The following is an 18,925-nucleotide window of genomic DNA, read 5'->3' as shown; positions in this document are numbered from 1 at the left end:
CTTTCGGATGTAGGGTGCCGGTGAGCTTGCGAACCGCACCAGCCATCGCTGGAAACGGTGCAAGCGTCCTGATGCGGTTCGTTTCACTCACCGCATCCTAAGGGCTCGCGCAAAAATAAGTTTCGGTATTCGGTCGCAACTGGACCCCGCTGGCGGCGTTACGCTTTTTGGCAAGGGAACGGCCATTGCCTACAAAGCGTGCCTTGCCAGCGTGGCCCAGTTACGCCCTCGGTAGTGCGAAATTATTCTTGCGCGAGCCCTACGGGCTGGTTCGGTGTTAGAAGATCCGTACGTACGTCAGGAACTCCCTGGCTGGCGCGGTCGCGGTTAACCTAGCGCGGAGAGCTCCCGCTCCAGCAGCGCGGTGTCACCCAGATTCAGTTCCACCAGCCGGCGCAGATGGCTGATGCTCTCCATGTCGATATGGATGCAGTGCACCCCCAGGTATACCCCCTCCAGGTGGGCGATCCGCGCCTCCATGTCGATAGAGATCTCTTCACCGAGACGGATGTTGAGGAATACCGTATGTCCGGATTTTCCATTGAAGTCCCGGGGCTTCTCCAGCAGGGCGCCGTTCAGGGAGATGTCGATCATCTTGCACTGGAACAGGCTGCCGTCCAGGCGGACGGTTACCGGGGCGTCGAACAGTATGCGCTGAAAGTTACGTCGTTCATCCTGGTCTGTGGTGATCATGGCGATACCGGTGGTTGATGGCTCGGTTAATTAGATGGCGGCAGACTGTTCAATCCGGTCATGAAAGCGCATGCGGATGCCGCCCAGTAGAATCTCATCGCCCTCCTGCAGGCGCACGCTGCTGTCGCCGATGGACTGGTTGTTCACCTGGGGTGGGTTATCACCCTCCAGATGGGAGATATAGTACCCGTCGTCACGGTGGGCAATGACTGCGCACTCATTGCCGGTGAACCCGAGTCGGGTCAGCCCGCGCTGTAATGGAATGATCTTTCCCAGGTGCCGGCCACTCTGGATCTGAATGGTTCCGCTGGGTAGTGTGTCAATGCTGCTGATCAGTTGGTCCAGGGTGTCCTTGTCCGGTCTGTCTTGCGGCTGGCCGATGGAGCGCAGGTTTTGCGTCAGCGCGGGGTTCAGACCCGTGGTGTCGTCGGCGAAGATGAGTTCATGTTTGCCGATCTGGATAATGTCACCGTGGCATAGCAGGGTCGGCTCGTTAACCGGGCGGCGGTTTACCCGGACCTCGTGGTTGTCGATGGGTGAAACATGACACTGCTCCTGTTCCAGGGTCAGCAAAGCGTGTCGCTCCGCAACCGCCAGACTGTCGATGTGGATTCCCGCATCCGGCGCCCGGCCAATGGTGACGGCCGACGCGCTCAGATTGTGCAGTCCGATGAAGCGTCCTTTAAAACATAAGGTCAACTTGGGCATGGCAGTCGTTTTGTTACTATGATTGTCGGTGTGAAAACTACCTATTGGCTACACTGCTTAGCGACCGGCGATCAGCAGACTGAAGCTGCTGATGTGAATTAAATCACGTAAGTCACCGTCGTGCTTGACAAGTTATTCGATTCCGGCTGTTTTTCAGTAAACCCCGGTACAATCGCGAATCCGTCCATAGGGGAATGGCACTAAGTTAAGCCCAGAGCCCCCGTCATCCCGGCGAATGCCGGAGGAGTGGTGCAGGGATGCACCGTTTACGGACCTAAGGATGGCATCCAGAACCCGCATCCGCAGTGAATTCATGGATGATTCGCTTCGCTCACCCTTCGGGCCGACTTTCAGTCGTTCAACGCGCTTCGCGCTTTTGTCCGGCCTGCGCCGGAGAAGTGGTGCAGGGATGCACCGGTTACGGACCTAAGGATGGAATGACGAAAAAATGGACTCCTGCCTTAACTTAGTGCCATGCGTCCATAGGGTATTGGGTGAAGGCGATGCCAGGTTTGTCATTCAGGCTTCGGACGGATGTTTTTGTGTCTGGATCCGGACCATGCGCACCATATTGTCCTTGATCTGCAGGATCTCCACCGGATAACCGGCCAGTAACAGGCTGGTGCCCGGTTCCGGTATGGTTTCCATATACTCGATAATCAGGCCGCTGATCGTCCGCGGACCGTCAACCGGCAGATCCCAGTGATAGGTGCGCACCAGCTCTTTGACATTGGCGCTGCCGGAGACCAGGAAGCTGCCGTCTTCCTGGGGCTGAACCTCCTGGACGCTGTCCGCCGGATCGGTACTGAACTCACCGACGATCTCCTCCAGTAGATCAACCAGAGTGACCAGGCCGAGCAGGTCGCCGTACTCGTCCACGATCATGCCGATGCGCTGCTTCTTGCGTTGGAAATTGATCAGCTGCCGGTTCAACGGGGTGCCTTCGGGGATGAAATAGGCCGGGTCACAGATCTCCCGAATCACCTCATGGGTCAGTTCCCCTTGGGTGAGGGCGTGCATCGCCTTTCGGACATGAATGGTGCCGACGATATAATCAATGCCGCCGTCAAACACAGGCAAGCGGGTATAGGCGCTGTTCTGCAGATGCTTGACGATCTCCTCGATCGGCTCCTCCAGATCGATGCCATCCACCTCGTTGCGGGGAATCATGATGTCCTCCACCACCATTTTTTCCAGATCAAGAATGCTCAGGAGCATCTTCTGGTGGCGTTTGGGGATCATGGCACCGGCTTCGATCACCACGGTTCTCAACTCCTCCTTGCTGAGAAACTGGTCATCCATATCCTCCGGCGAGACGCTCAGAAAACGCAGGATCATGTTGGCGATGCTGTTGACCACCCAGACCAGCGGGTAGAGCAGTTTCAGCAGGGGGGTATAGACAAAGGCCGCCGGAAACGCCAGCCGCTCCGGTTTCAGCGCCGCCAGGGTTTTCGGGGCGACCTCGGCGAATATCAGAATCACCAGGGTCAGCAGAAAAGCGGCTACGGCTATCGCCGCTTCGCCGCCTAGACGCAGCGCGATCACGGTCGCCAGTGAGGAGGCCATGATGTTGACAAAGTTGTTTCCCAGCAGAATCAGGCCAATCAGTCTGTCGGGTCGCTCCAGCAGTTTACTTGCCCGTATCGCGCCATGATGCCCGATCTTGGAGAGATGGCGCAGACGGTAGCGGTTGAGTGTCATGAGGGCCGTTTCCGATCCTGAAAAGAAAGCCGATAACAGGATCAGGACGAGGAGTATGCCGAACAGCACACCGGTTGAGATGTCACTCAAAAGTCGAGCCTTCTATATTATAAAGTGAGGGTTCTTTCTAAGCCGCCTGATAGGCGATGTCAAGCCGAGCCAATCTGTGTAGACTAGGTGCAGGCCGGTCATTGCGCTGTTCTATGCGGACTGAAGCGGACAAGGCAAATGGGGGAAGCGTGCGAGATCGACAGGCTGATCATGATTCCAGGGGGCTGACATTCCGCGGCACCATGCTGCTCAACTGGGAGGCGCGGACGGATGATGTGGCATCCGACCGCCCTGCCGAGGATGAAAAAAACGAACGACTGCTGCGTACCCTGCTGTTCTCGCAGGATCTTCACCACGAACACGCTGACGAGTCGGGGGATCGCGTGGTGGCCGATCTTGCCCGGGTTGAGGCCAAACTGGACCTGCTGCTGGATATGGTTTCCACCCTGTCGCGGCAGGAGCAATCCCCGGCGGTCGCGGCGACGGTGGAGCTCTGGCTGAAGGGCGCCTCCTGGAGCAGCGCTAACGATCGCCTGCCGGAGTTGGGGGATCGGCTCTGGCTCTCGCTCTATATCGATTCCCGTCTTGCCCAGCCGCTCAGGTTGCCCGCACGGGTGACGGAGGTTGCCGGCGTTGCCGGGTCATCCCGGATAACGGTTGCTTTTGAGGCGCTGGGTGAACCGGTCCAGGATCTTCTGGCGAAACTCATTTTCCGTCAGCATAGGCGCATGATTGCGCAGCGGAAGGCCGGTAAACGGTTGGAATGACCCGAATGATAATGGTTGAGCTGACGTAAAATAAGTATAAAATACAATGCATAATATATCTTATCTACATGTATTAATTAAAAACATATCCTAATGTACTGTAACAAAACAAATATTTATCCATGATTTCTACGCAGTGCCAGCAGATTGATAGACGACAATATTTTGACAATTGCACTATAAGCTGGTTAACTCCCTGCCTCATGTGGATTTATCATAACAGTGTGGTTTTCTCGATGGCCGGGAGTCTGTCGGGCTTGACCGATCGTAGCGAGGGGAAGCCGATTTGAGCCAGATTTTTCGATCTTTCGAGGCAAATAGTGGACCTATTAAACGAGAAAGATCGGAAAATATGGCCAAATCCGGCTTTTCCGCAGTAGATCAGCGTTAAGTCCGACAGACTCCTGGGGATTTGGGTAATGGGAAGTAAACTGTTAGAGGCCTTGGAAATGTTGCACAACGGTTGCGTGCTACTGCTGGATCGTAATCAGGAGCGACTCGATTACCTTCGGGTCATATTCCATTTTATTGATTATGAGCTGGAGATGCTCGGTGATGTGGCCTCGCTGAAACAGCGGCTTGCCGACCGGGACAAGGATAAGTGCATCTCCGTACTGCTCGGTCCCGATTTCTCCGATGAAGAGAAACGGCAGTTGATCGATGTGATCAAGGCGGACGCCGGCGACATAGCGCTGCTGCAGCTTCTCAGTAAAGACGAGGCCACCCCCGGTGCCCCGGCGGAATCTCCCTGTCTCGGCGCGCTCACCATTCCCACCCAGTATGAAGAGTTGATCGGCTTGCTGTATAAGGCACAGCTGTTTCAGGAGAGCTGTCGGACCCGCACCAGCGGCCAGCGGCCATTGGAACTGTTTCGCAGCCTCTCCGGTAACAGCCGGGCCACCCGGCAGATCAATAAAATGATCGAACAGGTGGCCGATACCGAGGCCACGGTCCTGGTGCTGGGTGAGTCCGGCACGGGAAAAGAGGTGGTGGCCAGGAAACTCCACTACAACTCCTCGCGCCGCGGTAAGCCTTTCGTCCCGGTAAATTGCGGCGCCATACCGGCCGATCTCCTGGAAAGCGAACTGTTCGGCCATGAAAAGGGCGCCTTCACCGGTGCCATCAATGCCCGGCAGGGCCGTTTTGAGATGGCCGACGGCGGTACCTTGTTCCTGGATGAGATCGGCGATATGAGCATGCCGATGCAGGTCAAGTTGCTGCGGGTATTGCAAGAGCGTTCATTCGAGCGTGTCGGCAGCAACAAAACCGTCCACTGCAACGTCAGGATCATCGCCGCCACGCACCGCAACCTGGACGAGGCGATCAAGGAGAACCGGTTCCGCGAGGACCTCTACTATCGGCTCAATGTGTTCCCCATCGAAATGCCTCCGCTACGGGAACGGCGGGACGACATCCCGGTACTGGTCAACGATCTGGTGGCGCGGATCGAGAAGGAGAAGCGCGGATCGGTGCGCCTGACGCCGGCGGCGGTGATGGCGTTGACCCAGTTCAAGTGGCCGGGGAATGTGCGGGAGCTGGCAAATCTGATCGAGCGACTGGCCATTCTCTACCCCTACGGGGTTGTCGACGTCAAGGAACTGCCGGAGAAGTTCCGGGTGGGGATGGCGACGGCTGAATCCATGGGCGAGCTTCCCGAGATCACGACGTTGGGAACGGAACCCGGTGTGGTCGAGAGTGTGCCGCGCTTGCCGCTTGAAGGGATAGACCTGAAGAACCACCTCAGTAATCTGGAGCTGAATCTGATCCGCCAGGCACTGGATGAGTCTGATGGCGTGGTCGCCCATGCGGCCAAGCGGCTCAATATGCGCCGAACCACCCTGGTCGAGAAGTTGCGCAAATTCGGCCTTCAGCGCACCCATGAAACGACGGGTATTTGACGTCACCCTCCAAATAAAAAACAACTCATTGATTGCAAAGCATAAATAAAATTGGCATGTATTTTGTTAACTAATTGCGGAGGGCCTGTTTTGCCCCCGCAAGCGTCAAAATACGGAACATGCCGATGGCACCTCAGAACACTGCACAACGTGAACAGCTCGAAGATGCCTTCCAGGTTTTTAACCAGGTGTCGGGTCAACTGGTTGACTCATACCACCAGTTGCAGCACCAGGTAGCACGACTCACCAGAGAACTCTCGGAAGCCCGCAGTGAGCGCCTGCTGCAACTGGCGGAGAAAGAGTCCCTGGCCAACCGACTCGCCCATCTGTTGGAAACTCTGCCGGCTGCCGTCGTGGTGCTGGACGGTGAAGGGCGGGTCACCCAGATCAATCCGGCGGCGAGCGAACTCTTGCCGGGCATCGCCCTCGACACTGCCTGGCGGCGGATCCGCCAGCGCCATTTCAAGCCGGGCCAGCGGGGGCATGAGCAGTGGCTTTCATCGGGGCGCCTGGTTTCGGTCACGCAACGTCCCCTGGCGCCCGAACGTGGCCGCATCCTGCTGCTGCTGGATGTTACCGAAACACGCCAACTGCAGGAGCGGATGGCCCGCCGCAAACGCCTCAGCGTCATGGGTGAGATGGCGGCGCAACTGGCCCATCAGATCCGCACGCCGCTGAGTTCGGTGCTGCTCTACACCGCACACCTGTCGCGTGACGACCTGACCCCGCGGCAGCGCGAGCGCTTCTCCACGCGCAGCATCGAGCGGCTGCATCACATGGAGAGTCAGGTGAACGATATGCTCGGATTCGCCCGGGGAGGGGCGTTTGAGCTGGCTCCGCTCTCGGTGGCCGAGCTGATGGGGGAGCTGGTCTTGAACCTGGAGCCGCTCTGTCGGGAGCATGGGGCCGTCCTTGACTGCCGTTATCAGGCCGTCGCGGATGCCTGGATCAACGGCAATTCCGCGGCCTTGTCCGGCGCCCTGCTGAATATCGCATTGAATGCCCTGCAGCAGGAAGGCGCCATAAAACTGAAGATTCATGCCGAACCCGAGGCGGAGAACCTGCGGCTACGGTTTACCGATAACGGTGCCGGAATACCGGCGGCAAACCTGTCTCATATATTTGATCCCTTCTTTACCACCCGATCCGATGGCACCGGCCTGGGCCTGGCCGTTGTGAAGTCGGTTGTTCTGGCTCACCAGGGAAAGCTGACGGTCGAGAGCGTCCCTGGCGAAACCACCTGTTTTTCTATCCTGTTGCCGCTGTCGTCCGTTCATTCCGGGGAGCCGGTTTCCGCGGCTGAATGTACGGAAGAGCGCCATTGCAAAACCGCTGTAAGGAGTCCTGCATGAGTGATGCAACCGTTCTAATTGTTGAAGATGATGCAACACTGCGTGATGCGCTGTGCGATACCCTGGAGTTGTCGGGCTATGGCGTCGTGTCCGCGGTCGACGGGAAAAGTGCGCTCAAGGCGCTGGATTTACACCGGATCAGTCTGGTGATCAGCGATGTGCAGATGCGGCCCATGGACGGACATGAACTGCTGGCCAGGATCAAGACCCGTTCCCCCAGCCTGCCGGTGCTGATGATGACCGCTTTCGGCAACATAGAAAAAGCCGTCACCGCGATGCGCAACGGGGCCACGGACTACCTGGCCAAGCCGTTTGAGCCGGCCCTGCTGATGGAAAAAGTAAAGGCGTGTATTGGGCAGATCCCGCCCGCGGGCGAACAGGTGATTGCCGAGGATATCCGCACCCGTGAACTGCTGAATCTCGCCGGAAGGGTGGCCAGAAGCAGCGCGACAGTCTCCATCGGCGGTGAGAGCGGCACCGGTAAGGAGGTGTTTGCCCGTTATATTCATCGCCAGTCCCTCTGCTGTGAAGGTCCCTTCGTGGCGATCAACTGCGCCGCCATACCGGATAACATGCTGGAGGCGATGCTGTTCGGTTATGAGAAGGGGGCCTACACCGGCGCATACAACTCGGCCCCGGGTAAATTCGAACAGGCCCAGGACGGCACCCTGCTGTTGGATGAGGTTTCGGAAATGAGCCTGCCGCTGCAGGCCAAGCTGTTGCGGGTATTGCAGGAGCGGGAGGTCGAGCGCCTCGGCGGACGCAAGGTAATTCCCCTCAATGTCAGAATATTGGCGACCACCAATCGCAATCTTCGCGAGGAGGTCGCCGCCGGCCGCTTCCGGGAAGATCTGTTCTATCGTCTGAATGTGTTTCCCCTGCACCTGGCGCCGTTGCGCGAGCGGCCGCGGGATATCCTGCCGCTGGCGCGTTTTCTGCTGCGGCGGGTCTGCCAGGCGCAGCGGATCGCCGAACCGCGACTCTCCCCCGAGGCGGAGCAGCGGCTGCTGGAGCATCACTGGCCGGGTAATGTCAGGGAGCTGGATAACGCAGTGCAGCGGGCGCTGATTCTTTGTGATGGCGCCGAAATATCGCCCGATGCCCTCTGTTTTGATATGGATGTCGCCATGGCGCAACCCGTTCGGGAGATCAGTGAGCAGGAGGCGAAAGGCTGCCTGAGCGACGACCTGCGCTCCGTGGAGGAGCGCATGATACTGGATGCGTTGCGTGAAGACCGGGGGAGTCGAAAGGAGGTCGCCGAGCGCCTGGGTATCAGTCAGCGCACGCTGCGTTACAAGATCGCGCGGCTGCGGGAGGCCGGTGTCGCCATCCCCCGGTGATATTGGTGCATTTTCTGCATACATCCGATTCAGTGACTTGGTTTTGACGGGATAGAGAGCATGACGACGATAAATATTGATCACATACTGGCCCAGATGCGTACCATGTCGGCTCAGGCGGCCTCCGCGCCCGGGGTAGCGGAGGAGTCTGTTGGCGCCAGTTTCGGTGATCTGCTGAGCCAGTCGATCAATCAGGTAAACGAAACCCAGCAGCACGCCGGCGAGTTGAAGCGCGCCTTTGAACTCGGCGAGCAAGACGTGGATCTGGCGGAGGTGATGGTGGCCGTGCAGAAGTCCAGTCTCTCTTTCGAAACCATGCTGCAGGTCAGGAACAAACTGGTCGATGCCTATAAAGAAGTGATGAATATGCCAATTTAAATACAATTAAAACAATAAATAATGTTATTTTATTAATGTAAATGATAAAAAGCTGAGCGTGGGTGAGAAACCGTGGCCAATGAAGAACATGCCTTGACGCAAAGATTCCCGACGGCCGGTCTGGGGCAGAACCCCATTGTCCGCCAGTTGGGGGTAATGATCGGTATCGCGGCCAGCGTGGCGCTGGGAATCGCGGTGGTGCTCTGGTCGCAGACGCCAAGCTACAGCGTACTCTACGGCTCTCTGGCCCCGAAGGACGCCACCGAGGTGGTGGCCGCGCTCGAACAGAATGGTATCCCCTACAAGATCAATGACTCTACCGGCGCGGTGATGGTCGCCAGCGGCAATCTGCAGGAGGCGCGGATGAAACTTGCCGGACAGGGATTGCCGCACAGCAACAGCATGGGCTATGAAATCCTCCAACAGGAGACCGGATTCGGTACCAGCCGTGCGCTGGAGGCGGCGCGCTTCCATCGGGCATTGGAGGGCGAACTGGCGCGTACCATCAGCACCCTGACCAATATCGAATCGGCGCGGGTCCATCTCGCCACCCCGAAGCAGTCCGTATTTGTGCGCAAACGGAACAATCCGAGCGCTTCCGTGGTACTCAAGCTTTACTCCGGCCGGGTCCTGGACAAGGGCCAGGTGGCGGCCATTGTGCATCTGGTGGCCTCCAGTGTACCGGAGCTGGACGCCGATCGGATCACGGTGGTGGATCATAAGGGCAATCTGTTGAGCGGTGAAATGAACTCACGCCAGATGATGCTCACCTCTGGTCAGTTTGAATACACCAGGGAGCTGGAGAGGCACTTCCAGCGGCGGGTGGAGGAGATACTGGCGCCGATCCTGGGGGTCGACCGAGTGCGCGCACAGGTGAGTGCCGATGTCGACTTTACCGTCACCGAACAGACCGCCGAACGATTCAATCCCGACCTCCCGGCGCTGCGCAGTGAGCAGCTGAATGAGCAGTCGAGCCGCCTCTCATCGGTACAGGGCGTGCCGGGGGCGTTGAGCAATCAGCCGCCGGCGGCCGGTACGGCGCCGGAGGTGGCGGGGGCCGAGGAGGGTGAGGCGGCGGCCGGGTCGCCGCTGAATACCAGCAAGCGGGCAACCCGGAATTACGAACTGGACAAGACCATCAGCCACACCCGGCTTGCCAGTAATAAATTGCGCCGTCTCTCGGTGGCCGTGGTGGTGGATGACCTGGTGAATGTAACCGATGATGGCGCGATCACCCGGCTGGAGCGGACGCCGGAGGAGATCAGCCGGATCACCCGGCTGGTAAAGGAGGCGATCGGTTTCAGTGCGCAACGGGGCGACAGTGTTGAGGTAATCAATTCCGCCTTTATGTTGCCGGCGCCGCCCGAGCCGCTGCCGGAACTGGCTATCTGGGAAGAAGCCTGGGTATGGGATGTGGCGAAACAGGCCGGTGGTGTCATACTGGTATTGATCCTCATCTTCTTCGTGCTGCGACCCACCCTGAAGAAATTGACCGCGCCTCCGGTCATGCATCAGCTCTCCGCGGCGCAAGGTGCCGGCGCTGGGGCGGAGGGCGCGGCAACGGCAGGGTCACTGGATTCCGCGGATGACACCATGCGGTTGCCGGGGCCGGAGAAATATGAGAATACCCTGGAGTCGGCACGTCAGATGGTGCAGGACGATCCCAAGCGCGTTGCGCAGGTAGTGAGAAGCTGGGTGGCGGAAGATGGCGGCAGATGAGACAAAAATTTCCGGGGTGGAGCGGGCAGCCATCCTGATGCTGGCGCTGGGCGAGAAGGATGCCGCCTCGATACTCTCCCACATGGGCCCCAAGGAGGTTCAGGAGCTGGGGTTGGCCATGGCCAACATGAACAATGTCAGCACCAGCAAGATGGAAACGGTGATGCACTCGTTCGTCGATACCCTGCGCAGCCAGACCTCGCTGGGTATGGACTCGGATGAGTATATCCGCAATGTCCTGACCAACGCTCTGGGCAAGGAAAAGGCGGGAGGCGTGATCGACCGCATCCTGCTGGGCCGCAACAGCAAGGGACTGGAGCAGCTGAAGTGGATGGATCCGCGCTCGGTGGCGGAACTGATCCGGCTTGAACATCCGCAGATTATCGCCATTGTGCTGTCGTTTCTCGATTCCGATCAGGCGGCCGCGGTGCTGTCTGAGTTTCCCGAGCGGGTCAGGCCCGATATCGTTATGCGTATCGCCACCCTGGATGGCATCCAGCCCGCCGCGCTGCAGGAGCTGGATGAGATCCTGGAGAAGCAGTTTTCCGGCGCCTCCAATGTCAAGTCATCGAGCCTGGGTGGCATCAAGACCGCGGCCAATATCCTCAACCTGATCGAAGGCAGTATCGAGAGCAACATCATGGAACACGTTGCCGGGGCCGATCCGGAAATCGCCCAGGAGATCCAGGACAACATGTTCGTATTCGATAACCTGATCGATGTGGATGACCGCGGTATCCAGACCCTGTTGCGCGAGGTCGCCTCCGATCAGCTGCTGCTGGCACTGCGCGGGGCGGATGAAGGGCTCAAGGAGAAGATATTCAAGAACATGTCGAAACGTGCTGCCGAGATGCTGCGGGACGATCTGGAGGCGGCGCCTCCGGTTCGACTGAGCGACGTGGAAGCGGCCCAGAAAGAGATCCTGACTGTCGCTCGCCGTCTGGCGGATGCCGGAGAAATCATGCTTGGAGGTAGCGGTGGAGAAGAGTTCATCTAAGGTACTTTCCGGAGACGATGCCGGCGAGGCCCAGACCTGGTTGCCTCCCAACATGGGTCGGAAAGAGGAGAAGAGCGTGGTCAAGATGCGCTCTTCCGGCTCCATGCTGACCGCCGAACAGCTGGAGCAGCTGCAGAAAGATGCCTATCAGGAGGGGTTTGAACTCGGTAAAAAAGAGGGTTTTGCCTACGGCCACAAGGAGGCGCTGGAGAAAGGGCAACAGCGCATCGGCCAGGTGATCCGGAATATCGAGTCGTTGATGGCGACCCTGGAGACCCCGCTTGAGGAGCTCGATGAACAGGTGGAGCGGGAACTGGTCGAGCTGGTGATCGCCATGGTGCGTCAGCTGGTGCGGCGTGAAATCAAACTGGAGCCGAGCCACATCATCGGGATCGTCCGGGAATCCCTCTCCATTCTGCCGGTTTCGTCACGCAATATCCGGGTGCAACTGCACCCGGAGGATGCCCGGCTGGTGCGGGAGATCTACGACATGAGCGACCGGGAACAGAGCTGGAAGATTGTTGAGGATCCGGTGCTGGCCCGGGGTGGCTGCCGGGTCGTCACCGAAACCTCACAGATCGATGCCACCCTGGAGTCACGGCTCACCGCCATGATCGCCCGGATCATGGGCGGCGATCGGGATGAGGACGGGGCGCTGTCGGGTGGCAGGGAACGATGAGTCTGCCGGAATCCGATCGCAGCCGGATCTGGAAAGAGCGCCTGCGCAGCTGCCATCAGCGGGTGGGCGAGGACCGCGGGCTGGTGGTCGAGGGCAAGATCACCCGCATGATCGGCCTGACCCTGGAAGCGGTGGGCTGTCGCGCCGCCATCGGCGGCCAGTGTGACGTCATCAGCAGCAGTGGTGAACGTATCGAATCCGAGGTGGTGGGCTTTGCCGGCGAAAGCCTCTACCTGATGCCCACAGGGGATATCCGGGGCTTGGAGCAGGACGCGCGGGTGGTGCCCACCGGCCGGGTCTGCGAGGCGGTGGTGGGGGATCACCTGCTGGGCCGTGTACTGGACGGGGCCGGGCGGCCGCTGGACGGCAAGGGGCGTCTGCATGCGGTGGAGCGCCGGCCGCTCACCGGCAAGGTGTTCAACCCGCTCTCCAGGACGCCGATCCGCAAACCGTTGGATGTGGGCGTGCGGGCGATCAACGCCTTGCTGAGCGTCGGCCGCGGCCAGCGGCTGGGACTGTTCGCCGGTTCCGGTGTCGGCAAGAGCGTGCTGCTGGGGATGATGACCAAGTACACCGATGCCGATATCACCGTGGTCGGGCTGATTGGCGAACGCGGCCGCGAGGTGAAGGAGTTTGTCGAAAATATCCTCGGCGAGGCGGGCATGGCCCGCGCCGTGGTGGTGGCCGTCCCGGCGGACAACACCCCGCTCAGGCGCATGCACGGCGCCATGCTGGCCACCAGTATCGCGGAACATTTTCGCGATCAGGGGAAGCATGTGCTGCTGCTGATGGACTCCCTGACCCGCTTTGCCCAGGCACAGCGGGAGATCGCCCTGGCGATCAACGAACCACCGGCCACCAAGGGCTACCCCCCGTCGGTGTTCGCCAAGCTGCCGCAACTGGTGGAGCGCGCCGGCAACGGCGACAAGGGAGGTGGTTCCATCACCGCCTTCTATACCGTGCTGGCCGAGGGCGACGATCAGAATGATCCGATTGCCGATGCCGCCCGCGCCATCCTGGATGGGCATATCGTGCTTTCCCGGCGACTGGCCGAGAGCGGACACTATCCGGCGATCGATATCGAGGCGTCGATCAGCCGTGCCATGAACGACATCACCGACAAGGATCACCAGGACGCGGCTCGTGCCTTCAAGCATCTCTACTCCCTGTATCGCCAGAATCAGGACCTGATCAATGTGGGCGCCTACGAACGCGGGAGTGATGAGCGGATCGATGCGGCCATCGACGCCATCCCCGAACTGGAACAATTTTTACGCCAGAACATGAACACACCGGTTTCCCGGGATGAGAGCCTGTCCGAGTTGATGACACTCTTTTCTTGAGAAACATGCGGAATAGTGAGACCTTAATAACAACAGATCCGGCACGCCCGGACAGCCTGGAGAAGAACAAGCATGGTCCCCTCGAAAAGATTACAACCGGTGCAGCGAGTCGCCCAGACCAGGGAGAGCGAGGCGGCGCGCGAACTGGGTGATTCCCAACGCCGCGTGCGCGACCAGGAAGCGAAGCTGGGCGATCTGAAACGTTATCACAGCGAGTATCTGGAACGCTTTGAGACCACCGCGCGCCAGGGCATGTCGGCCAAGCAGATGCAGGAGTACCGGGTGTTTCTGGAAAAACTGGATCGCGCCATTAAAGAGCAGGAAAGGGTGGTGCTGGCAAGCAAAAGCGAATGCGTCAACCGCAAGGAGCAGTGGCAGCAGAAACATGTGCGTACCCAGGCCCTGGGCAAGGTGATGGACCGTTTTCGTTCGGCCGAGCAGAAGGCGGTTGACAAGCAGGAGCAGAACGAGAGCGACGACCGCAACCAGCGCGGGCCGCGCTGATCATGCTCTCCGGCTACTCCTCGCGGAATCCCGGCGGCCTCTTCCCGGAGACCAGATAGGCGAAGGCGATGACTTCGGCAATCGCCCGATAGAGCGATTCGGGGATCTCGTCCCCGAGTGGGATCTGCGCAAGAATGGCCGCCAGCTGGGGGTCGTTTTCCAACGGTATCCCATGCTCCCGAGCCAGAAGAAATATCTGTTCCGCCAGCTTTCCCTCTCCCTTGGCCGTAATACGCGGCGTATTCTCCCCGTCATAGAGCAGGGCGATGGCGACGTCGGGGGGCTGGTCGTAAGTCTCGCTCATGCCCGTTCATCCAGCAGCGGCAGCGGGGTGACCGGCTGATCCGGCCGGCTGACGGCAACCCCCTGAGCGGCGGTGAGTTTGCCGACCTTCAGGCCCGCCCGGGAGAACGCCTCGTACAGTGTCGGCAGCAGCTGTTCGATCCGGCATGCCCCTTCGACATCCTCCGCGGTGAAGTGACTCGATATCTCGTCCGCAATCAGACTGAGCCGCGCGCGGACCGGGCCGGTGGGGGGGATGTTGAAATTGAGCATCACCGACCAGCGATCACCCGCCTCTGCGGCCGGTCTGGCCTCCCGTTCAAACTGGATAAGAAATTCGTCATGTCCCTCGGGGTGGGCGATGGGCAGCTCGAACTGCCAGAGCTGTTTGTGGCTGTTCTCATCCTGGGGCAGCGAGGCGAGCTGATGCAATTGGACGCGGGCCAGCGCCCCCTCCGCCTGGTGCTGCAGCTCGGCGAACAGCCGTGCCGCCAGGAGCTGCAGGGTGGTGCCGGGATCGGCCGCCTTGCCGGCGGGGTCACCGGTGGGGGCCGCCTGCAACGGTTGCAGTGCCTGCAGTAGCCGCAGCAGATGCTCCTTGAAGTCATTGCCTGTCGATTGCCGGTTGAGCAGATGGGCCTCCAGGAACAGGCCGGACTCTGTCAGCGATTGGCGGATGGCCGCTCCGCTGACCGGCGTGCCGCCGGGCAGCAACTGGTTGATCAGCCGGTTTATCTGCCTTGCCAGCACGCCTGTGCTGCTATCGTTGTTTCCCCGCACGGCTTGTCCGGGTTGCCCCCGCAAGGCATCGACCAGGAGTTGCAGGTTGCGTTCAAGGGGCGTGGATCCCGCCGGCTTGTCCGTCGTCATCTGTTGTGACAGTTGCCGGATCAGGCTGGCCAGCGGCTGCTCCTTGGCAGCGGCCGGTGCCGGGCCAGTTTCCGGACCAGCGCCGTTCACCGATGTCTGCGGCAATGATGCCAGGGACTTCAGCGAATCAAGGAGCTGGATCAGCGGCAGCTGTCTGGGGAGGATGTCTTTCAGCGCCAGGGTGCGGGTAATGGCAGGGGTGGTTTCCCTGACCACCCGCAATTCCGGCGCACGGCCGCTCTTCACCACAGCCAGGACCAGCTGCTGGCCGACCTCCAGTCGCAGGCCGGTTTTGACCGGCAATTTCACGCCGCCGATATTGAGCTGGGCGACGCCTTTGTCCACCGGCGCCTCCACCACCGCACGCACCACTTGCCCGGGCTGCAGCTGCTGGAGCGCATCGGCCTTGGTCTGCTCGATAAAAAGCCGGGGATTGGAGATTGGGTCCGTGATTTGCATGGTAATGTTCGGTATAAAGGCCTGATGGTATTTTAGTTTATCGACCGGCTGGTCGATAGATTGAACACGGGTAACTACTCACGGGGTGATTGGCCTGTCTTGCCGGCCTCACACGATGGCTTGTATCCTCGAATCCGGCCCCTTTTTCAGCGCCTGCCCAAACTCGCTTCGCTCAAACAAGGGCAGGCTTGATCTGAAAAAAGGGCCGGATTCGAGGCGCCATCAAGATCGGCCAACAAGGCAGGCCAATCACTCACAGACCGGCTGAGTAGTTTGTCTGGAACCGCGTGTATCGGCGATCGGCAGTGCAGAGACCCTATGACAGAGACAGATAAAGAGATCGAATCGCAAAAGCGGAACCTCTGGTATATCCGCCGTAATGGCCAGATCAAGGGGCCCTACCCCTGTGGTGGCGTGCGGCGTTTCGTCCTGCTCGGGCGGGTCACCCTGGAGGATCAGGTAAGCAACGACCGGAAACAGTGGCGTCCCGTCTCCCAGGTACCGGAGGTTATCCCCCCGGAAATCAGGAAGGCGCTGGCGAATGGTGAAACGGATCTGCTGATCGCATCGCGTCTGCGCGAGGATGAGCGCAATGGCCGTGAGCGCAGAGTCAGCGGCGATGATGCGGAATTCAAAAAGCGCAGAAAGGGCGAGCGTCGCCAGGCTGAACTGGAAATCATGCAGCACCATCGCCAGGCCAAGACCGATCTGCTTGAGCGGCGGCGTAAAAAGCCGTTGCCCGTGACCGCCATGGGAGTGGTCGGTGTCCTGGTGGTGCTGGCGGTTGGTTTTGGGCTCTATCTGGGGGCGCCTGAGCCGATCCCTGATCCGGACTGCAGCGCCCAACCGGCCCCCGGGGTCAACTGGCGTAACTGTAAACTGGAAGGTGTACAGCTGGGTGCCGCCGAGCTGGATCGCGCGCTGCTGAACAATAGCCTGCTTCGTCAGGCCGGACTGTCGGGCAGTAAACTGAATGACAGTGACATGCAATATGTCGATCTGTCCGGGTCCGACCTGAGCTATGCGGAACTGAAGCGTGCCCTGATGAAGGGGGCCTCCCTGAGAAACGCCGATCTCTCCTATGCGGACCTGAGCGAGGCGGATCTCAGTTTTGCCGATCTCACGGGTGCCAATCTCGGCGGCGCGAAACTGCAGCAGGTGCGCCTGGATAACGCCATCTGGATCGACGGCGCGCAGTGCCTGCCGGGATCGGTCGGCGCCTGCCGGGTCGGAAAATAACCTCCGCCACGCGGCGACTTCAATCGCGAAGAGGCAACAGACGTAGGGTGGATAAGCGACAGCGCATGCCATCCTCAGGTCCGTAAACGGTACATTCCTGTACCACTCCGCACCATGGCTACTGCCGGCGCAGGGCATCAGGGAAAGGATTCGGTGGTATAGCGCGAGACGCGCATTTTTTCCGACCAGTAACCGGCCGGCAGGCCGGCCTTGAGCTTCAGTTGTCTGACGAATTCCCGTGGCTCCGGCAGCTGTTTCCATACGGACGGGAGAAAGGTGCCGCGATGCAGATCCTCCTCCAGGATGAGGCCGTCTTCCCCGGGGTGCAGCATGCCGACCAGCTCCTCCTCGGAGGCGACGGTCAGCGGGTATGCCGGCGTCAACAGGGAAATATGGATCTCCAGTTGGGGCAGTTCGGCGGCGCAGAGTGCAGCAAACCGCGGGTCCTCAAACGCCGCCGAGTAGGCGTTGGCCACCACATCCAGAACGGTCGCCTGGGTCGCCTCCAGGTGGCCGATGCAGCCGCGCAGCTGTCCCTGCAACAGCAGGGTGACGAAGGAGGCACGCGGCTCCTGCAGCGGGGGTGGGTAGGCGGCGCTGTCCACCGGCAGCGGGTGATGATGCTGCAATCCGTAGCGGATGGATTGTTCGGCAAGCGACAGGAGCGTTTTCCTGTCTTTATCGCAGAGTGGGGGGGGGTCGGTATCAGGAGAAGACATAGGCCCCGTATCCGACTACCCGATCCCGGGAACCGGCGGTGTCTCCCGAATTGCGCAGGTCGATCGTGCGGGCCTTCAGGCCATGTTTTTTCGCCGCCAGCAGCAGGCCGCTCACCGGGGTTCTGCCGCAGGCGCTGTGATAGTTGAGGGCTTCCGGTCGCAGCGCCTCAATGGCCTGGGAGGTCTCGCGGTCCATTGCCGCCGCACTGTCATAATCCAGGTAGTGGCTGAGGTCCGAGCTGATGACGATCAGGCTCTCGTCGCCACCCCAGAGCCGTTCGATGATCTCCGCCACCTGCTCGGCGGTGGCATCGCCTACCAGCAGGGGGACGATGCTGAACCGCTCCAGTGTCTCCTGCAGGAACGGCAGATGGACCTCGATACTGTGCTCTTCCTCGAAGGCCGGATCATTCAGCTGCAGCGACGCCAGCCCGCTCAGTTCATCCAGGGCGCCACGGTCGACCGGAATCAGCCCCAACGGGGTCTGGAAATGGCTGGCCGAGCTGTAGGCTATACCCGCGAAAGCGACCCGGTGTGACGGTGCCAGGAGTATCACCCGGGTGATCCGCGAGGCGGCCAGTTTCAGCCTGGCATAGGCGCTGCCGGCAACCGGACCAGAGTAGATATAGCCGGCATGGGGGGCGATCAGCGCCTTGGGCACGGGCTCGGTCCCGCTGATGGCCGCGGCGAGGTATTGCACGATCTGTCGATGAAGTTCGACGGCCTCTGCCGGGTAGAAGAGGCCGGCCACGGCGGGTGATTTGATCCTGTTCATGCGTGCGGGTCCTGGTCCTTGTCGGCAAGGAAAAACGGCCGATGGTTTGCTCTTTCAAATATAGCAGTCAGATGGCCCGGCTACAGGCGGCCCCCGACAGACTTCCGGGATGCGCTGAGCTCAGCGAACCGCAGTGTTGTCCATCGATACGGTCGCTTGCTCGCGGTATTCCGCACGTTTTTCGCTTACCGCCAAGTGGCTCTTCATGCAGCCGAGGCAGCTTGCGCTTTTCCGTGGCATGGCGAGGTTGAGATTCCACAGATCGATATCCGCACGCTTCGGTCGTTCCAGGCAGGTTCGTCCATCGGTTGTCTATTCGACTGTGTAGCCCTCGTCGCGCAGCAGCAGCGCCAGGCTGTCCAGCCTGTGGATGTCGTCATCCACCAGCAGGACACGCTGTCTGTCGGGTCTTTCAGCGTACGGCCGAACCGGGTTCGGCGTAACGGTCATC

The 18,925-nt window shown here is 60.1% G+C and carries 19 protein-coding genes; 11 read left to right on the top strand and 8 right to left on the bottom strand.

Annotated features, from left to right (window positions below; all coding sequences use genetic code 11):
• Window positions 1–327: 327 nt before the first annotated feature.
• The 3 genes from O9K64_RS08350 to O9K64_RS08340 all read right to left on the bottom strand — a co-directional run bounded on the left by O9K64_RS08350 (window position 328) and on the right by O9K64_RS08340 (window position 3,192).
• Window positions 328–693: a PilZ domain-containing protein gene (locus tag O9K64_RS08350; protein WP_260291644.1), complete on the bottom strand. Its 366-nt coding sequence runs from the start codon at window positions 691–693 to the stop codon at window positions 328–330.
• Window positions 694–723: 30 nt separating this feature from the next.
• Entirely contained in the window at window positions 724–1,401 is a 678-nt protein-coding gene (locus O9K64_RS08345; protein WP_275097619.1) for an FHA domain-containing protein, read from the bottom strand.
• A 519-nt stretch (window positions 1,402–1,920) separates the two neighbouring features.
• On the bottom strand, window positions 1,921–3,192 hold the full coding sequence (locus O9K64_RS08340; protein ID WP_275097618.1) for an HlyC/CorC family transporter: 1,272 nt from the start codon (window positions 3,190–3,192) through the stop codon (window positions 1,921–1,923).
• Window positions 3,193–3,341: 149 nt separating this feature from the next.
• Between O9K64_RS08340 and O9K64_RS08335 the strand changes: the two genes are divergently transcribed.
• The 10 genes from O9K64_RS08335 to fliJ all read left to right on the top strand — a co-directional run bounded on the left by O9K64_RS08335 (window position 3,342) and on the right by fliJ (window position 14,130).
• On the top strand, window positions 3,342–3,920 hold the full coding sequence (locus O9K64_RS08335) for a PilZ domain-containing protein (protein WP_275097617.1): 579 nt from the start codon (window positions 3,342–3,344) through the stop codon (window positions 3,918–3,920).
• A gap of 449 nt (window positions 3,921–4,369) precedes the next feature.
• Window positions 4,370–5,818, top strand: a complete 1,449-nt coding sequence (locus O9K64_RS08330; RefSeq protein WP_420493163.1) for a sigma-54 interaction domain-containing protein — start codon at window positions 4,370–4,372, stop codon at window positions 5,816–5,818.
• Window positions 5,819–5,943: 125 nt separating this feature from the next.
• Window positions 5,944–7,170: a sensor histidine kinase gene (locus O9K64_RS08325; protein ID WP_275097615.1), complete on the top strand. Its 1,227-nt coding sequence runs from the start codon at window positions 5,944–5,946 to the stop codon at window positions 7,168–7,170.
• Entirely contained in the window at window positions 7,167–8,510 is a 1,344-nt protein-coding gene (locus O9K64_RS08320; protein WP_275097614.1) for a sigma-54-dependent transcriptional regulator, read from the top strand. The genes O9K64_RS08325 and O9K64_RS08320 overlap by 4 nt, the downstream gene beginning before the upstream one ends.
• Before the next feature lie 60 nt (window positions 8,511–8,570).
• Window positions 8,571–8,888 (top strand): flagellar hook-basal body complex protein FliE, encoded by a 318-nt coding sequence (gene fliE, locus O9K64_RS08315; RefSeq protein WP_275097613.1) that lies wholly within the window; start codon window positions 8,571–8,573, stop codon window positions 8,886–8,888.
• Between the two features lie 93 nt (window positions 8,889–8,981).
• Window positions 8,982–10,607 (top strand): flagellar basal-body MS-ring/collar protein FliF, encoded by a 1,626-nt coding sequence (gene fliF / locus O9K64_RS08310; RefSeq protein WP_275097612.1) that lies wholly within the window; start codon window positions 8,982–8,984, stop codon window positions 10,605–10,607.
• On the top strand, window positions 10,594–11,604 hold the full coding sequence (gene fliG, locus O9K64_RS08305) for a flagellar motor switch protein FliG (protein ID WP_275097611.1): 1,011 nt from the start codon (window positions 10,594–10,596) through the stop codon (window positions 11,602–11,604). The genes fliF and fliG overlap by 14 nt, the downstream gene beginning before the upstream one ends.
• Window positions 11,585–12,283, top strand: a complete 699-nt coding sequence (locus O9K64_RS08300) for a flagellar assembly protein FliH (RefSeq protein WP_275097610.1) — start codon at window positions 11,585–11,587, stop codon at window positions 12,281–12,283. Before fliG ends, O9K64_RS08300 begins: the two co-directional genes overlap by 20 nt.
• Entirely contained in the window at window positions 12,280–13,626 is a 1,347-nt protein-coding gene (gene fliI / locus O9K64_RS08295) for a flagellar protein export ATPase FliI (protein ID WP_275097609.1), read from the top strand. The genes O9K64_RS08300 and fliI overlap by 4 nt, the downstream gene beginning before the upstream one ends.
• A gap of 72 nt (window positions 13,627–13,698) precedes the next feature.
• A complete protein-coding gene (gene fliJ / locus O9K64_RS08290; RefSeq protein ID WP_275097608.1) occupies window positions 13,699–14,130 on the top strand; it encodes a flagellar export protein FliJ in 432 nt (143 codons plus the stop codon).
• Between the two features lie 13 nt (window positions 14,131–14,143).
• On the opposite strand, the gene O9K64_RS08285 is transcribed toward fliJ, so the two are convergent.
• Together O9K64_RS08285 and O9K64_RS08280 are read right to left on the bottom strand one after the other, a co-directional pair.
• Window positions 14,144–14,434, bottom strand: a complete 291-nt coding sequence (locus O9K64_RS08285; RefSeq protein ID WP_275097607.1) for an EscU/YscU/HrcU family type III secretion system export apparatus switch protein — start codon at window positions 14,432–14,434, stop codon at window positions 14,144–14,146.
• Window positions 14,431–15,741 (bottom strand): flagellar hook-length control protein FliK, encoded by a 1,311-nt coding sequence (locus tag O9K64_RS08280; RefSeq protein ID WP_275097606.1) that lies wholly within the window; start codon window positions 15,739–15,741, stop codon window positions 14,431–14,433. The genes O9K64_RS08285 and O9K64_RS08280 overlap by 4 nt, the downstream gene beginning before the upstream one ends.
• Window positions 15,742–16,059: 318 nt before the next feature.
• Here O9K64_RS08280 and O9K64_RS08275 point away from each other — a divergent pair, with 318 nt between their 5' ends.
• Window positions 16,060–16,980 carry a pentapeptide repeat-containing protein gene (locus O9K64_RS08275; protein WP_275097605.1) on the top strand — a complete coding sequence of 307 codons (921 nt, stop codon included), beginning with the start codon at window positions 16,060–16,062 and terminating at the stop codon, window positions 16,978–16,980.
• Between the two features lie 137 nt (window positions 16,981–17,117).
• Here O9K64_RS08275 and amrA read toward each other — a convergent pair whose 3' ends face one another.
• The 3 genes from amrA to O9K64_RS08260 all read right to left on the bottom strand — a co-directional run bounded on the left by amrA (window position 17,118) and on the right by O9K64_RS08260 (window position 18,924).
• A complete protein-coding gene (gene amrA / locus O9K64_RS08270; RefSeq protein ID WP_275097604.1) occupies window positions 17,118–17,699 on the bottom strand; it encodes an AmmeMemoRadiSam system protein A in 582 nt (193 codons plus the stop codon).
• Entirely contained in the window at window positions 17,686–18,474 is a 789-nt protein-coding gene (amrB, locus tag O9K64_RS08265) for an AmmeMemoRadiSam system protein B (protein WP_275097603.1), read from the bottom strand. The genes amrA and amrB overlap by 14 nt, the downstream gene beginning before the upstream one ends.
• A 312-nt stretch (window positions 18,475–18,786) precedes the next feature.
• Window positions 18,787–18,924 (bottom strand): hypothetical protein, encoded by a 138-nt coding sequence (locus O9K64_RS08260; protein WP_275097602.1) that lies wholly within the window; start codon window positions 18,922–18,924, stop codon window positions 18,787–18,789.
• Window position 18,925: the final 1 nt, after the last annotated feature.

This window comes from Sedimenticola hydrogenitrophicus (assembly GCF_029017505.1).
Classification (GTDB): Bacteria; Pseudomonadota; Gammaproteobacteria; order Chromatiales; family Chromatiaceae; genus Sedimenticola; species Sedimenticola hydrogenitrophicus_A.
The sequence above is the reverse complement of the archived record's forward strand: the minus strand, read 5'-3'. Positions and strand labels throughout refer to the sequence as shown.

Bases quoted from the DNA above. Each gene is read 5' to 3' on its own strand.
- O9K64_RS08350 (WP_260291644.1), bottom strand. From the start codon at position 693: ATGATCACCACAGACCAGGATGAACGACGTAACTTTCAGCGCATACTG.
- O9K64_RS08345 (WP_275097619.1), bottom strand. From the start codon at position 1,401: ATGCCCAAGTTGACCTTATGTTTTAAAGGACGCTTCATCGGACTGCAC.
- O9K64_RS08330 (WP_420493163.1), top strand. From the start codon at position 4,370: ATGTTGCACAACGGTTGCGTGCTACTGCTGGATCGTAATCAGGAGCGA.
- O9K64_RS08325 (WP_275097615.1), top strand. From the start codon at position 5,944: ATGGCACCTCAGAACACTGCACAACGTGAACAGCTCGAAGATGCCTTC.
- O9K64_RS08320 (WP_275097614.1), top strand. From the start codon at position 7,167: ATGAGTGATGCAACCGTTCTAATTGTTGAAGATGATGCAACACTGCGT.
- fliE (WP_275097613.1), top strand. From the start codon at position 8,571: ATGACGACGATAAATATTGATCACATACTGGCCCAGATGCGTACCATG.
- fliG (WP_275097611.1), top strand. From the start codon at position 10,594: ATGGCGGCAGATGAGACAAAAATTTCCGGGGTGGAGCGGGCAGCCATC.
- fliI (WP_275097609.1), top strand. From the start codon at position 12,280: ATGAGTCTGCCGGAATCCGATCGCAGCCGGATCTGGAAAGAGCGCCTG.
- fliJ (WP_275097608.1), top strand. From the start codon at position 13,699: ATGGTCCCCTCGAAAAGATTACAACCGGTGCAGCGAGTCGCCCAGACC.
- O9K64_RS08285 (WP_275097607.1), bottom strand. From the start codon at position 14,434: ATGAGCGAGACTTACGACCAGCCCCCCGACGTCGCCATCGCCCTGCTC.
- O9K64_RS08280 (WP_275097606.1), bottom strand. From the start codon at position 15,741: ATGCAAATCACGGACCCAATCTCCAATCCCCGGCTTTTTATCGAGCAG.
- O9K64_RS08275 (WP_275097605.1), top strand. From the start codon at position 16,060: ATGACAGAGACAGATAAAGAGATCGAATCGCAAAAGCGGAACCTCTGG.
- amrA (WP_275097604.1), bottom strand. From the start codon at position 17,699: ATGTCTTCTCCTGATACCGACCCCCCCCCACTCTGCGATAAAGACAGG.
- amrB (WP_275097603.1), bottom strand. From the start codon at position 18,474: ATGAACAGGATCAAATCACCCGCCGTGGCCGGCCTCTTCTACCCGGCA.
- O9K64_RS08260 (WP_275097602.1), bottom strand. From the start codon at position 18,924: ATGACCGTTACGCCGAACCCGGTTCGGCCGTACGCTGAAAGACCCGAC.